We start from the raw sequence: 13,589 nt of genomic DNA on the forward strand, positions 1-13,589 counted from the left end.
TATATCAAAATCCTAAGTTAATGTGTACGACCTACTTCAACAATACCACATATAGTTTTCAGAATAATCATCAAGTGGTTGCTTTTCGAATAAGCGTTTGCTACAATTGTGCTTGTTCTGTTGAATGATTACTTGAAGTAATAAGAACATACACTTTCTTGTTTCAGGGGGTGACAAAACAATGGCAAACATCAAATCAGCAATCAAACGTGCAAAAACTTCTGAAAAGCGTCGCGTCGCGAACTCGCAAGAGAAAGCAGCAATGCGTACAGCAGTGAAACGTGTTGACGCTCTCGTACTCGAAGGAAACAAAGAAGCTGCTCAAGAAGCTTTCGTCCTCGCTACGAAGAAAATCGACAAAGCTGCAGCAAAAGGTCTTATCCACCAAAACAAAGCTGGCCGTGACAAATCACGTCTTGCAGCTCGCATCGCAGCTCTCTAATTAGAGACTAAAACGAAACAGCCGCCTCCATTAGGAGCCGGCTGTTTTTTGGGTTCGCATGACGTAATGGGTCCCGATTTCAGGAATCTCGAACGGTTCGCCCACGACGACTAGCCCGTTCCGCTCATAAAAACGGACTGCCACTTCTCGGGCGTTGCACCACCACGACTCATTGACCGCTTCATGCAACGCCTGTAAAAACGACGAGCCAATCCCTTGACCAGTAGATGTCGGGTCAGTCGCCATCCCTCTGAGTTGGTACGGCACCGTCTGACCATCGAAGTCACGCCCCACTTCCATCACGGTCGCGATGGACACGACACGTCCATCTTCGACCCAGGCGAAGTGACGCGTCGTCTCCGCGTCATCCCCTTCAAAATAACACGTCTCCACCGGCAAACCGGGCCGCAACACTTCATGCCGAAGCGGAATCACCGCTTCTAACCCTACTTCCTGTAACCCCATGTCCTCACCTCACAGTAATGTCAATTGGCAGACGAGCGTATCAAACACGATCTGCTTGTCACCCCGTCCCGTCTTCATTGCCTCATCCGCGTCGGCAATCAATGTCAGTGCCCGTCCGAGCTGAGCCTCGGAGAAATTCCGGCTCGCTTGCGAGGCCAGTTTCACCGTATACGGATGCGCCCCGATTTTCGAGGCGATTTGCTTCTCGCCATACCCCTTCTCCGTCAGCTGTTTCGCGAGATACATATTCCGGTACTGTCGCGCGAGGAGTGCTAACAAACCGATCAGCTCTTGACCTTGCTTCTCTAAATCACGGACGAGCCGAAGCGCCGCATCCGCACGACGGGCCACTAAGAATTCGGACAGTTGGAACACGTTGTCTTCGAGTGTCCGCGGGACGAGATCGTTGACGATATCAATCGGAATCTCTGCCCCTTCACTCGCGTACAGTTGCAACTTCTCGAGCTCGCGGACGAGTTTGCCCCAATCATCCTGACAGAGGAACAACAGCCGTTCGACGGTCGCCCGCTCCATTTTTTGGCCGCGCCGGTTCAGCTCGTCGCCGACGTAGCGCATCAGCTCCGACTGGCTCGGTTTTTTCGCTTCGAGCACGATGGCCCGCTCTTTTAAGCGCTTGACGACTTTTTTCCGTTCGTCGAGCTTCTCCGCTTCGATAATAAAGACGAGTACGGAATAAGGCGCTGGTTGTAACGCGTATTCGGTCAATCGCTCGACGTTTTGCTTTTGCTTCTCTTTTGCCCCCGTCAAGAACTGCGCTTGTTTGACGATGACGGTCCGATACTCGCTAAAGAACGGTACCGTCTCCGCCTCATCGAGCGCCGTGTCGAGTGACGTCTCGTGCAAGTCGAGCTGCATGACATCAAAGTGGTCACCAGATGGGTTGGCCGCTTTGATGATGGCCCGCTCCCACGTCTCTAGCAAATATTTTTCTGTCCCAAACAGGACGTACACGTTCGACAACTTTCCGTTATGCAGCCACGGTTCATTCAAAACACACACCACTTTCACAATTTATTCTTATCTAAACATAGATTATCCTTCACTGATTCGCTATACTTAGGACGGAACCATTTCAAGGAGGGACTCACTATGCATATTAACTCTGTTCGCCCACAAAGCGAAAACCCGTTCGAGAACGACGTACAGTGCAAACGTAACGATGCCATCGATTCAGCAATCGGCTTCATCGTCCCGTTCGGCTTTTTCTTCACCATCTTCGCGATTGGTGTCCTCATCAAGTTCTTGAGCTTATAAGTCAGTCAGAAAGCGATTGCCCCGGGGGAGCAATCGCTTTTTTAGTTTATCATAGTTTTTCATGGCGGTACTGCCTTCGTCACAATCCCGCGACACCGATTTCGTTCACAGACGACCATCCCGTCCTCGTCCGTCCGTAATACCCGCTTTCCCTCGAGACGTTGTAGCGTGTCAAGATGCGGATGTCCGTAACGATTGTTCCTTCCGACACTGATGATGACCCATTCCGGATTGATTCGGTTCAACAGCGCCTCACTCGACGATGTGTTCGACCCATGATGCCCTAATTTGAACACATCGACGTCAACGGTCGGAATCATCTCTTCCCGCGTGTCCGGCAAATCCCCAGTCAATAAATACGTGAGCGCCCCGACCTGCATGAACAGCGACACCGAGTTCGCATTCTCGTCCTCGCCCGCCTTTCCCGGTGCGACGACCCACATCCATGGATACGGCCTATCCCCGCTCGACAGGAGCCTGACCGGGACTTGATAGGTCTCCAGCTCGGCCAGTAACTCGTCTCGTTTGCCTTGATCCGCTACTTCCGCCGAGAGCCACACCTCATCGACTTCGATGGACGAGAGCAAACCGGACAGTCCGCCGACGTGATCATGATCGGCATGGGTAAGCAATAAGAAGTCGAGGCGCGTCTCCCCTCGCTTCCATATGTACGGGGCGACGACGTCCGCTCCCGGGTCATAGGTGGACCGTTTCGATTCTTTCGGGTCTTGAAACACTCCGCCGACATCGATGACTCCCGTGACCTCGCCGTACTCGACGACGACGGCATCGCCTTGTCCGACGTCTAAAAACGTGACGCGCGGCTCTTCGCCCCATTCAAGGACGCCATGCATGAGCAAGAGCGCAATCACGGCAAGCCCCCAACCGCTCCATCGTTTCCACTCAAGGAGCATCAATCCGCCCCACAGGACGACAGCGAGGCCAAGAGCGTGCCAAAACGTAAACTCATGCAGCGGAAGCCAAGGCCGCCAATCGTGATGCAGGGCGAACGTCCCATTCAGGCCATCGAGGATCGGATGCAGGAGCTTTTCAGCGGTCGGCACGATATACGCGAACAGGGCGAGCGGAATGACGATCCAGGAAATTAAGAAAGCGCCGACGACGTTATACACGGGTGCCAACACCGATATAATCGGTTGAACGGGCCATAACAAGATGAGCCCGAACCATTGAGCATATACGGCCAGCCCGAACGGTCCTGTCCAAATCGGGCGAGTCACGAGCAAGAACAACGTCATCGCAACCGTCAACTGAAACCCTAAATTCCATAGCAAGTACGGTTGCAAGGCGAGCAAGAACGCCGCGCACCAACTGAGCAACCGAATCGGGTCGCGGACACGGTAACCAAACAGTGACAGCCCGAGCAACACGTCGGCGACGAGCACGGCCCGCGCCACTGGCGGCGAAAACCCGGTCAACCATCCGAACAACGTGACCACAACGAGAATCAACATTGTCTTCGTCTCTCGTCGCAACGGCAACGGCCGCGTCGTCCAACGCAATCCGAGCACGAGGAGCGCGATATGTGAACCGGAGATGACGAGCAGATGGAGCAGACCGGTCACCCGGTAAGAAAACGAGGTATCCTCATCGAGCAACCGACTCTCCCCGAACAATAACGCCTCCATATAAAGCGCCACATCCGGCCGATACGTCGTCTCGATTCTCGCGAGCTGTCGTTCCTTCCAACGGAGCATCCGTCCACTCATGCCGTCACTCGGACGACACGCCTCGATGGCGACGTCACTCCCTTTGAACGCAAGTCCGGCCCCATACGCCCAAGCCGCCTCGTCGAACCCACCTGTATTGCGCAACGGTGCGAACGGGGTCTGCGTGAACGTGACGAGGCACGTCTCTCCGGGACGACCGAGCGAGAGGTCACGGCCGGTCAATACACCCTCCTTTCCGTCGATTTGTCCATACAGCCGCGCCGATTGGCCATTGTCCCGCCGGCTCTCGATGGCGAACAGATAGGGTCCGTCCACCGGCAACGGTTCGGCGTCAGGACGTACGAACACGAACAGGACGAGCAGGACGGCACCAACGTGCGCATAGACGGATTGACCACGCCAAGTGAAGGCGATGGCGACAGACAACAGGAGGCAGAGGGCGACTGATCCGTGTATCCCGGCAATGAATAGGCTGATTGGCAACAATGGATACAGTGGCATGTCATGGAACCAAGAGATAACCTTCCATGCTTTCTAACGTCTTCTCCCCGAACCCTTTGACGTTGCCGATCTCTTCATATGACTTGAACGGCCCATGCTGTTTCAAATGATTGAGAATCGCCTCGGCTTTGGCCGGACCGATGCCCGGTACTGTCATCAATTCGTCCTTCGTCGCACTGTTAACATGGACCCCGTTCGTCCCCCCGCCCGCTTCTTCAGCGGCAGGCACAACGACCGTCTCCCCTTTTTTCGGGACGCTCACTTTCGTCCCATCGACGAGCAATTGGGCCAAATTCAATTGTTCGGGATCAGCCTCGGCCGTCAAGACGGCGAGAGACAACACATCCCCAACACGGGCCCCTTGCGGCATCGTATACATATCGGGCGCCTCGACAGCCCCGGTCACATAGACGACGATTTCGGTCGGGACGCTCGGCTCGATTTCCGGCTCGGGTGTCGCCACGAACTGTTCGACCATCGGCGTCTCCGGTTCTTTCGAGTAAAACATATAGCCCACCCCAATGAATAATCCGACGAGCAGCACGACGACATACCGTCTCCACTTTTCCATACGTCTCCTCCTCGCGTGAGTCTTCCCTCTAGTATGAGCAAATAGACATCGGTGCGCCCGTTCCGCCTTTGACGTTTCTGATGCGCTTATGACCCTGATAGGCGTGTGTCGCATCCGCTTCGAGACGACAAAAAAGAGACAAGCCGAAACTTGTCTCAGTGCTCTTCAAAATGTTGGACTTGGCTCGCGAGTGCGGCGGCCTGCCCTTCTAACTCCTGCATCAAGGCGAAAATTTGATCGAAGCTCGCTTGTTGCTCTTTCATCGAGGCCGCGACTTCTTCATTGCCCGCCGCGAGTTCCTCGGTCACCCCGCTCACTTCCTCGACCCGTTTCAAGACGTTCGTGACTTCCGTGCTCGATGCGACCATCTCGCGCTCGATCGTCCCGACGAACGAGGCGACGTGATCGGTCCGGTCATGGATTCGACTGAACGCCTGCTTCGTCAATCCGAACGCCTCGAGCTGTGCCGTCTGCTCACGACTCGACTCTTCGACCATATCCGTCAAGCGGGCGACCTCATCGCGAATCGTCTGGACGACTCCGAAAATCGAACGTGTCGCCACGTTACTTTCTTCAGCCAGCTTCTTGACTTCGCTGGCGACGACTGCAAACCCTCGTCCGGCCTCCCCAGCCCGTGCAGCCTCGATGGCGGCGTTCAAGGCGAGCAGGTTCGTTTGGGCGGCGACGTCTTCCACGAGTTTTGCCATTTTTTCAATCTCTTCGGTCTTCCGGGCGAAGTCATCCATCCGATTGACGAGTGATGCGTTGCGCGCGCTCGAGCGCTCTAGAATCTCTTCCTGGTCCGTCAGCGTCTCGATACCGGCCGCGACTTCACGAGTCATCTCGGTCGTCTGTTCAGTCGTCTGCTTCGTCTGGTTCAAACTCGTCTCGAACGAGGTCGCCATGATGCCGACCGATTCGAGCGTCTCTTGCAGTTCCGTTGCAATCGACTGTGCCCCGTTCGCCATCTCATCGACTGCATTCGTGATGTTCGACGTCGTGCTGACCACGGCCTCGTTCTCGGCGGCCGCTGTCTCCGTCATATCGTTCACTTTCATCGAAGTGACGCGAATGGACCCGATGACCGTCTGGAGCGACATCGTCATCTCTTGCATGGCCCGCTCTAACCGTCCGATTTCATCACGGCGCGTCGAATCCGGCAACGTGATTAACCGGCCGGCCGCGATTGCTTCCGCCGCCTCAACGTTTCGCTCGAGCGGATGGGTGATCGAGCGGGCGAAGAAGAAGTTATAGACACTGAGTGCGCCGATGACGAAGACCGTCAACAATACCGATACGAGCAGGAGACGTTTCGTCTCGCTCGCCGCCTCGGCCTGTAGCGCCTCATAGAACGTACCATTTTTCAAGAGGAGTGTGTTCACATCGTTCAATACTCCTTCGAGTTTGGCGGCTTGAATCCGGGCCGCAATTCCGCCGGCCTCGGCCGTCTCCACTTCAGCTTCAATCCGTTCATACTTCGTTGTCGCCCGTTCAAGGTGCGTCGCGAACTCTGGAATCAGATATGTCTGTTCGAGCATCGCAAACGTTTCTCCGTTCGTCGCCCGGATGCGCTCGAGTTGCGTCAGCGTCGATTGACTCATCTGCTCGCCGAGCGATGTCCAAAGTGACTGTTCTTGCAAGAGCGACGTCTCGAGCTGTGACAGCTCGATCATTTGCGTCCCATACTGTTCATTGTACGTCTGCAGACGATTGAGTGTCGTCAAAACGTAACTCATCATCAACACAATCAACAAGACCGTGAACACGGTCGAAAAGATAAACCGTTTCCGTAAACTCATTTCAGCGTCCCCTCCATCAACTGTTTCTGAAACGCCTCAAACTGTTTTGTCTCTTCGTCATCCCACTGGACACGACGAAGAGCGGCCAAACCGACACCGTTTTGATCGATTCCGAGTTCGACGTGGGTATTGAACGCCTCGTTCTCGAGTCGATTCGCGATTTCAACGATGGCCAAATCAACTTGTTTCAACATCGACGTGATGACCGCGTCCGGTGCAATCATCGATTGATCACTGTCGACCCCGATGGCCTTCACACCGTTCCGCTCAGCCGCCTCTAGAACTCCGACCCCTGTCAGTCCTGCAGCGGCGTATAACACGTCCGCTCCGGCTTCAATCTGTTTCTCTGCCAATTCGCGCCCGATTTCAGGTGATGCAAAATCGTTCGCATAGTCGACGAGCATCGTCACGTCATCGTTGACACTTTTCGCTCCGAGTTCGAAGCCAGTCCCAAACTTTTGAATCAGTTCGTTGTCGACGCCCCCGATAAATCCGATTTTGTTCGATTCCGTCTCGAGCCCCGCGACTGCACCGGCTAGCGCACTTCCTTCCGTCTCTTTGAACGTCACGGACATGACGTTCGGTAATGTCGATACGGCATCGATCAACGCGAACTGTTGCTCCGGATGTTCGGCCGCTACCGCTTCCAAGTCCTCTTGACAAGCGAACCCGAGCCCGATGATGACGTCATGTCCGTCGGCGACGAGCTGTTCGAACCCGGCCTTGTACGTTTCCGTCTCATCCAACTCGCGGTAATCGACGAACCATTCCCCCGTCTCACGGAGTTGTCCCATGCCGCGCATCGCCGCATCGCTGAATGACTGGTCCCCGAGACCAACATCAGACAACACAACGCCCATCGATTGACGGGTTTCAACGGTTGCTTCCGGTTGGTCAATCACAGACTGACAACCTGGTAACCAAGTCACACATGCGGCCAACAAGCCGATGATGAGTGATTTCTTCATAATCGCTACTTCCTCTCTCTAATGGTCTGACATCTCACTTATCGTCAGAAACCGATCGAGTTTGAAGCCTTTCGTTTCAAATTTAGGGGAATTTGAGTAAAACAAAAAAAGCCACAGACGATGACTTGTCTGTGGCTCCCTACTTATTCTTCCGTCGCGGCGAACGTTGACTCGCTCAACTCGCGATTCGCACTCGGCTGAACGTTGCCTTTTCCAGCAAAGTTGTCGAGTAAATCTTTCATATCGATTCCTGACGACGCTTTGAGCGTCTGTTGCAGCGATGCCATCAAGTCGGTGGCGTAACCCGTGACTTTGCCGGCTCCGCCGTCTTTGCCGCTGCCCGTATCGACGACCGTAATCTTGTCGATATTGCCAAGCGGTGCTGCGATTTGTTTCGCATAATCCGGAAGCATCTTGACGACCATGTCGAGGATGGCGGCTTGACCATACTGCTCGAACGCTTCGGCAATCTTTTGTTTCGCTTCGGCTTCGGCGAGACCCGTCAAGCGGATAATGTCAGCTTCGGCTTCCCCTTTGGCCCGTTCCGAATCGGCCTCGGCCACACCGGCGAGGCGGACCCGTTCGGCGTCGGCTTTCGCTTCCGCTTCGATGCGGTACTTCTCAGCGTCGGCTGCGGCGATTTGACGTGCCTTGTCGGCTTCGGCTGACTGCTCGATCGCATAGCGGTCGGCGTCGGCTTTCTTCTTCACTTCAGAATCGTACTGTTTCTCACGACGCATGATTTCTTTCTCTTCGAGCTCGATTTGCTTTTGACGTTCGATGATTTGGACCTGCATCTGTTGCTCGGTGACTTCTTGCTTCGCTTTCGCTTCTTCGAGCTCATACGCTTGGTCGGCGCGGGCCTTGGCGACGTCTTGTTCACGGCGATACGCCGCGATACGAAGCTGGTTCTCTTTCTCGGCTTCCGCGATTTCTGAAGCACGTTCAAGTTCCGCTTTCTTCGCGTCCTTCATCGCTTCTGCTTGTTTGATGCGCGTCTCTTTGTCCGCTTCGGCCGTGGCGATATCGGCATCTCGCTTCACTTGCGCGATTCGTGGCTTCCCGAGCGATTCAAGATAGCCGTTCTTGTCACGAACATCTTTGATGGTGAACGAGACGATAACGAGACCCATCTTGGCCAAGTCTTGTGAGGCGACGCGTTGCACTTCTTGCGAGAACTTATCACGGTTCTTATAAATCTCTTCAACTGTCATTGAACCGAGGATTGAACGGAGGTGACCTTCGAGCACTTCTTTCGCCTCGTTCTCGCGTTCGATTTTCGGTTTGCCGAGGAATTGTTCGGCCGCCGTGGCAATCTCACTGATTGAGCCGCCGATTTTGATGATGGCCGTCCCGTCCGCCATGACCGGTACACCTTGCTCGGTATACACTTCCGGCGTCGTCACCTCGAGCTTGCTCGAGAGAAGACTGAGTGGTTCTGCCTGCTGGAACACCGGCAAGACGAACGTTCCGCCCCCACGGATAATCTTCACGCGGTTGCCTGACGCGTCGCTATGGACGTTCTTTTTCCCTAAGTAGCTGCCGGTAACGATGAGCGCCTCATCTGGTCCGACCGTGCGATACTTCAACACGAAGACGAAAATTAAGGCGAGCAAAATCACTCCGACGATAATACTGGCTAAAATAGCTGTGTTCATACGTTAAAACTCCTTTCGGATTGTCGGTTCGTCATACTCCATGACGACCGCAATGTTTCGTTCGACTTCGATGATGACGACGCGTTGTGTCGTATCGATGGCTTTTCCGTCGACACTCTTGGCCGTTTTTAGTACGGATCCCGTTACCGATTCGACGAGCACTTCGCCAAACCCACCTTCTGGGACCGGGACCGTCAATCGACCAATCAGGCCGACGAGGGATTCATCGGTCATTCCGATCGATTCTTCCGCGTTCGATAGCGGCAAGAGGACAAATAAGTACAGGAGCGTCGTGAGCGCGAATGAACCGACGAGGGCGACGGCAAGCCCTATCATTGGCGACACGTGGGCAAGCGCATTTAAAATCAATCCGATTCCCGCACCGAGCGCTAAAAAGGATAAGATGACGGCGGGATTGAACCAACCATCAAATACATCGAACGCATCTGAAAAAATCATGTACACGAATGTACCGAGACCCGCGATGATGAGTACCCACCAATACAGCTGATCTAACGATTCCATTACCACTCCTCCTCGGCGCGACGCTGTCGTTCGTACGAAAGGACGCGGCGCAAATGTTCGACTTCGAGCGCGAGCGCCTGTTCAATCGTGTCCCACTCTGCCAACGGTCGGGTCGGTTGATTGACCGACTGTCGGACCCGTCCTAACGTCTGCTCGAGACGTAAGCGATCATAGCGGTCGACCGCCTCCATCCGTTCTTGTCGCAGAAGTGACAAATAGTGATCGACTTCCGCTTGTAACGCAATGATTTGCTCGGTCGCCGCTTCCGACGATTCCTGCATGAGCAAGCGACGCACCCTGACTTGATGGGCGATCAGTTTTGCAATCCGAGCTTCTAGCTCGAGAATATGTTTATAGAGAGATTCTGCCTCATCTTCATCCGTGTCATCGCGCCACCACATCTCCGACTCACCTCGCTTCTTTCTTTACTCACTTGTCTATACGTTTAGAGCGAAACTTTGGTTTCAAAATAACTAAAAAAAATGTAAGATTGATTTGCTAGCGTTAGAAAGGAAGTGCTCACATTGGGCAATCAAGTCATTAAATTATCAGCTACCGCCCAGGAGGAACTCATCGCGAGTTATCGGGCCCATTCAGTCAATCCTCCGCCACACGCACGATTCAGTGCTAAAACACCTCAGTGTGTGATTACGGTCTACAATTCGGGTAAAGTCATGTTCCAAGGACGTGATGCCGACACGGAAGCCGCCAAATGGGGAACGAGCATTAAAAAAGAACCTAGCGTTCCGAAAAATGTTCTGCCGGAAGGCTTTTCGGACTGGTCTGTCATCGGGAGCGACGAAGTCGGAAAAGGTGATTATTTCGGACCGCTCGTCGTCGTCGCCGCCTACGTGCCAAAAGAGAAAATCGCTCTCGTCAAAGAGCTCGGGGTCAAAGACTCCAAACTGCTGTCGGACACAGAAATCGTCCGAATCGCCAAAGACTTGCACGTCACCATCACCTATCAGAAGGCGACGTTGCACAATCCGGCGTATAATAAAATGCAACGGACGATGACGCAAGGCAAAATGACGGCCATCGCCCATAACGCCGCCTTGTCGGCCTTATTGCAGAAGCTCGATGCGACACCGGACGCCATTTTAATCGATCAGTTCGCTGAAAAGAACATCTACTATAACCACCTTCGTTCCGAAAAAGCAGTCGTCAAAGATGACGTCTATTTCTCGACGAAAGCGGAAGGATTGCATGTCGCCGTGGCCGCCGCCTCGATTCTCGCTCGCGCCTTGTTCTTAAAAGAAATGGACAAGTTAAGTGCGACACTCGGGGTCACGTTACCGAAAGGCGCCGGCGCCAAAGTCAACCAAGTCGCGGCCGATTTGATTCTTCGTTATGGTCAATCCCGTTTGAACGAGGTCGCGAAAGTTCACTTCGCCAACACGAAAAAAGCAATCCGGTTGAGCGAGTTGAAACGATAGTCCTACATTTGTAGATATGGTATATTATTTTTAGGGTTTAATGAACTTAAAAATTTTTGGAGGATAGCGTTCATGTTGCATTATAAAACGTACACATTAAGCGACGACCATCCTTGGGTCATCTTCATCCATGGCGCGGGTGGAAGTCTGTCGCATTGGTATCGTCAAATTCGGCCGTTCAAAAAGAAATATAACGTGCTCCTGCTCGACCTACGCGGACATGGCGGCTCTTACAACGCAGAACAGTCGTTGAATCAACCGCTGAACGCGTATACGCTCGATGTCGTTGTCGAAGACGTCGTCGAGGTCATGGACCACTTACAGATTGAAAAAGGCCACATGGTCGGCCTATCGCTCGGGACGATTGTCATTCAAGCGATGTTCGAGCACCATCCGGAACGAATCGCTTCAGTCGTGCTCGGCGGGGCCATCGTCAAGTTCAACGTCCGCTCGACGTTGTTGATTCGCCTCGGTAGTCTCGTACAGAGCTTCGTGCCGTACATGTGGCTATATCAGCTGTTCGCGTGGATTTTATTACCGAAGAAGCGTCATAAGAAATCACGCATGATGTTCGTCCGCGATGCGGCCAACCTGTGTCAACGCGAGTTCATCCGCTGGTTCAAGATGACCGAGAATATGAATCCGTTGCTTCGTCATTTCTCTTCGATCGAGACGAACGTACCGATTCTCTATATTATGGGTGACGAGGACTACATGTTCCTCGAAGCCGTCGAACGGACTGCGAAACATCAGCCGACGGCTCGTGTCCAAGTCGTCACTGACTCGGGCCATGTCGTCAATGTCGACCAACCCGATCATTTCAATTCAATCTCGATGGCATTCATCGATCAACAAGTTGGCTCACTTGCAGCCAGCACGTCTTAATACGAGACGATCCTTCATTGGGTCGTTTTTCTTTTTGAGCGGTTTTCAATTTTTTTCAAATTAATTTTCAGAAAATATTGATTATTGAAAAATATCGTGTTACTCTTAGACAAATCTTAACAAACGGAGGAGCTGGCAATGATGAAAACCCATGCGCAACACGGCCTACTGATTATTATTCGACTGAGGGACTGAAAATCGACTCGATGACCGAGACGAATTTTTGGGCCCTTGTTTCGATGGTTTCGGACGAGGCGCTCATGGTATGACCGACGCGCCTATCCCATCCGGATAGGTTTTTTTATTGGATTGACACACATAGAGGAGATGATGGAAGTGAAACAGTACGCAATGGACCGAATGATCAAAATATCAGCAGGAATGGCAAGCGCCGTCCTCGTCACGCTCGGGGTTGGACTCTTGATTGAAACGATTGGGAAGATGGCCGGCATCGAGACACTCGTCTTGATCGGGCAAGTCGCGAAATCATTGCTCGCCCCGGCACTCGGTGCCGGTGTCGCTTATCAGCTCGGCGGCAATACGCTCATTTTGTTCAGCTCGATGATTGCGGCAACCGTTGGTGGTGCGGCGCTCCAAGCGACCGAGAGCGGGCTCGTCCTCGTGCCCGGTCAACCGATCAGCGCCTTGATTGCAGCAGCAGCTGCGGTCTGGTTAGGCAAACGTGTCCTCGGGAAAACGAAATTTGATATGATGGTCGTCCCGGTCACCGCTGTCCTTGGAGGCGGCATCGTCGGAGTCGGCGCAGCAGCCGTCACGACACCGCTCATCAACTCAATCAGCGCCAGCATCACCGCTTCGGTCAATACGTCTCCAATCGCGACATCGCTCGTCATCGCGCTCGTATTTAGTGTCATGCTCATGTCACCTGCTTCGTCGGCCGCACTCGCCATCGCGCTTCAACTCGACCCGGTCGCCAGTGCCGCCGCGTTGATCGGATGTACGGCCCAGTTCGTCGGCTTCACGCTCATGGCATATCGTCAAACAGATCCAGGCGGTTTGGTCGCCTCGTTCTTCGTCACACCGAAAGTCCAGTTTCCGAACGTCGTCAAAAACCCTCGCGTCGTCATGCCGCCTTTCATCGCGGCGATGATCAGCGCGCCGATTGCGACGCTCGTCTTCTCACTCGAAGTCCCTTATGAAATCGCGGGACTCGGGCTCAACTCATTGATTGCGCCGCTCAACATCCTTGCCGCGCAAGGAATGGACGCGTTCCTCATCTTCGTTGGAACGGGAGTTGTCCTTCCGGCCATCATCACGCTCGTCTTGTATAAAGTGACATGCCTCGTCGGTTGGACAAAGTTCGGCGACTTGGCTCTTGAAGTCCAGTAAACTCAAAAAAGGTGTCCACACGT

At 53.6% G+C, this 13,589-nt stretch carries 14 protein-coding genes; 5 read left to right on the top strand and 9 right to left on the bottom strand.

Annotated features, from left to right (window positions below):
* Positions 1-181: 181 nt before the first annotated feature.
* Complete coding sequence (gene rpsT, locus KNP67_RS09480; RefSeq protein WP_021065661.1) at positions 182-442, top strand: 30S ribosomal protein S20; 261 nt, start codon at positions 182-184, stop codon at positions 440-442.
* A 30-nt stretch (positions 443-472) separates the two neighbouring features.
* On the opposite strand, the gene KNP67_RS09485 is transcribed toward rpsT, so the two are convergent.
* Both KNP67_RS09485 and holA read right to left on the bottom strand, forming a co-directional pair.
* Entirely contained in the window at positions 473-907 is a 435-nt protein-coding gene (locus tag KNP67_RS09485) for a GNAT family N-acetyltransferase (protein WP_029595202.1), read from the bottom strand.
* 9 nt (positions 908-916) lie between these two features.
* Entirely contained in the window at positions 917-1,927 is a 1,011-nt protein-coding gene (gene holA / locus KNP67_RS09490; RefSeq protein WP_235045161.1) for a DNA polymerase III subunit delta, read from the bottom strand.
* A gap of 90 nt (positions 1,928-2,017) precedes the next feature.
* On the opposite strand from holA, the gene KNP67_RS09495 reads away from it, so the two are divergent.
* Positions 2,018-2,182: a YqzM family protein gene (locus KNP67_RS09495; RefSeq protein ID WP_016508105.1), complete on the top strand. Its 165-nt coding sequence runs from the start codon at positions 2,018-2,020 to the stop codon at positions 2,180-2,182.
* Positions 2,183-2,241: 59 nt separating this feature from the next.
* Here the strand turns inward: KNP67_RS09495 and KNP67_RS09500 are convergent, their stop codons facing one another.
* From KNP67_RS09500 to KNP67_RS09530, 7 genes are all read right to left on the bottom strand, one after another.
* A complete protein-coding gene (locus KNP67_RS09500) occupies positions 2,242-4,374 on the bottom strand; it encodes a ComEC/Rec2 family competence protein (RefSeq protein WP_131471288.1) in 2,133 nt (710 codons plus the stop codon).
* Between the two features lies 1 nt (position 4,375).
* Entirely contained in the window at positions 4,376-4,945 is a 570-nt protein-coding gene (locus KNP67_RS09505; RefSeq protein ID WP_021065657.1) for a helix-hairpin-helix domain-containing protein, read from the bottom strand.
* 155 nt (positions 4,946-5,100) lie between these two features.
* Complete coding sequence (locus KNP67_RS09510) at positions 5,101-6,744, bottom strand: methyl-accepting chemotaxis protein (RefSeq protein WP_131471289.1); 1,644 nt, start codon at positions 6,742-6,744, stop codon at positions 5,101-5,103.
* The gene (locus tag KNP67_RS09515; protein WP_021065655.1) at positions 6,741-7,712 is read right to left on the bottom strand and encodes a BMP family lipoprotein; all 972 of its coding nucleotides are present in this window, start codon (positions 7,710-7,712) and stop codon (positions 6,741-6,743) included. Before KNP67_RS09515 ends, KNP67_RS09510 begins: the two co-directional genes overlap by 4 nt.
* Positions 7,713-7,855: 143 nt before the next feature.
* The gene (locus tag KNP67_RS09520) at positions 7,856-9,370 is read right to left on the bottom strand and encodes a flotillin lipid rafts scaffold protein FloT (protein ID WP_021065654.1); all 1,515 of its coding nucleotides are present in this window, start codon (positions 9,368-9,370) and stop codon (positions 7,856-7,858) included.
* Positions 9,371-9,373: 3 nt separating this feature from the next.
* Positions 9,374-9,895: an NfeD family membrane protein gene (locus tag KNP67_RS09525; protein ID WP_021065653.1), complete on the bottom strand. Its 522-nt coding sequence runs from the start codon at positions 9,893-9,895 to the stop codon at positions 9,374-9,376.
* Entirely contained in the window at positions 9,895-10,296 is a 402-nt protein-coding gene (locus tag KNP67_RS09530; protein ID WP_021065652.1) for a hypothetical protein, read from the bottom strand. The genes KNP67_RS09525 and KNP67_RS09530 overlap by 1 nt, the downstream gene beginning before the upstream one ends.
* A gap of 123 nt (positions 10,297-10,419) precedes the next feature.
* On the opposite strand from KNP67_RS09530, the gene rnhC reads away from it, so the two are divergent.
* From rnhC to KNP67_RS09545, 3 genes are all read left to right on the top strand, one after another.
* Positions 10,420-11,331, top strand: a complete 912-nt coding sequence (rnhC, locus tag KNP67_RS09535; protein WP_214756531.1) for a ribonuclease HIII — start codon at positions 10,420-10,422, stop codon at positions 11,329-11,331.
* Positions 11,332-11,403: 72 nt separating this feature from the next.
* Positions 11,404-12,216, top strand: a complete 813-nt coding sequence (locus tag KNP67_RS09540; RefSeq protein WP_021065650.1) for an alpha/beta fold hydrolase — start codon at positions 11,404-11,406, stop codon at positions 12,214-12,216.
* 327 nt (positions 12,217-12,543) lie between these two features.
* A complete protein-coding gene (locus KNP67_RS09545; RefSeq protein ID WP_214756562.1) occupies positions 12,544-13,566 on the top strand; it encodes a PTS sugar transporter subunit IIC in 1,023 nt (340 codons plus the stop codon).
* The last annotated feature ends 23 nt before the right edge of the window (positions 13,567-13,589 follow it).

The sequence above is a fragment of the Exiguobacterium sp. s157 genome, from assembly GCF_018618205.1.
In the GTDB taxonomy this organism is placed as follows: Bacteria; Bacillota; Bacilli; order Exiguobacteriales; family Exiguobacteriaceae; genus Exiguobacterium; species Exiguobacterium chiriqhucha.

Coding starts and splice junctions, on each gene's coding strand:
- rpsT (WP_021065661.1), top strand. CDS start 182: ATGGCAAACATCAAATCAGCAATCAAACGTGCAAAAACTTCTGAAAAG.
- KNP67_RS09540 (WP_021065650.1), top strand. CDS start 11,404: ATGTTGCATTATAAAACGTACACATTAAGCGACGACCATCCTTGGGTC.
- KNP67_RS09495 (WP_016508105.1), top strand. CDS start 2,018: ATGCATATTAACTCTGTTCGCCCACAAAGCGAAAACCCGTTCGAGAAC.
- KNP67_RS09525 (WP_021065653.1), bottom strand. CDS start 9,895: ATGGAATCGTTAGATCAGCTGTATTGGTGGGTACTCATCATCGCGGGT.
- KNP67_RS09510 (WP_131471289.1), bottom strand. CDS start 6,744: ATGAGTTTACGGAAACGGTTTATCTTTTCGACCGTGTTCACGGTCTTG.
- KNP67_RS09485 (WP_029595202.1), bottom strand. CDS start 907: ATGGGGTTACAGGAAGTAGGGTTAGAAGCGGTGATTCCGCTTCGGCAT.
- KNP67_RS09530 (WP_021065652.1), bottom strand. CDS start 10,296: ATGTGGTGGCGCGATGACACGGATGAAGATGAGGCAGAATCTCTCTAT.
- KNP67_RS09505 (WP_021065657.1), bottom strand. CDS start 4,945: ATGGAAAAGTGGAGACGGTATGTCGTCGTGCTGCTCGTCGGATTATTC.
- KNP67_RS09545 (WP_214756562.1), top strand. CDS start 12,544: ATGATGGAAGTGAAACAGTACGCAATGGACCGAATGATCAAAATATCA.
- KNP67_RS09515 (WP_021065655.1), bottom strand. CDS start 7,712: ATGAAGAAATCACTCATCATCGGCTTGTTGGCCGCATGTGTGACTTGG.
- KNP67_RS09500 (WP_131471288.1), bottom strand. CDS start 4,374: ATGCCACTGTATCCATTGTTGCCAATCAGCCTATTCATTGCCGGGATA.
- KNP67_RS09520 (WP_021065654.1), bottom strand. CDS start 9,370: ATGAACACAGCTATTTTAGCCAGTATTATCGTCGGAGTGATTTTGCTC.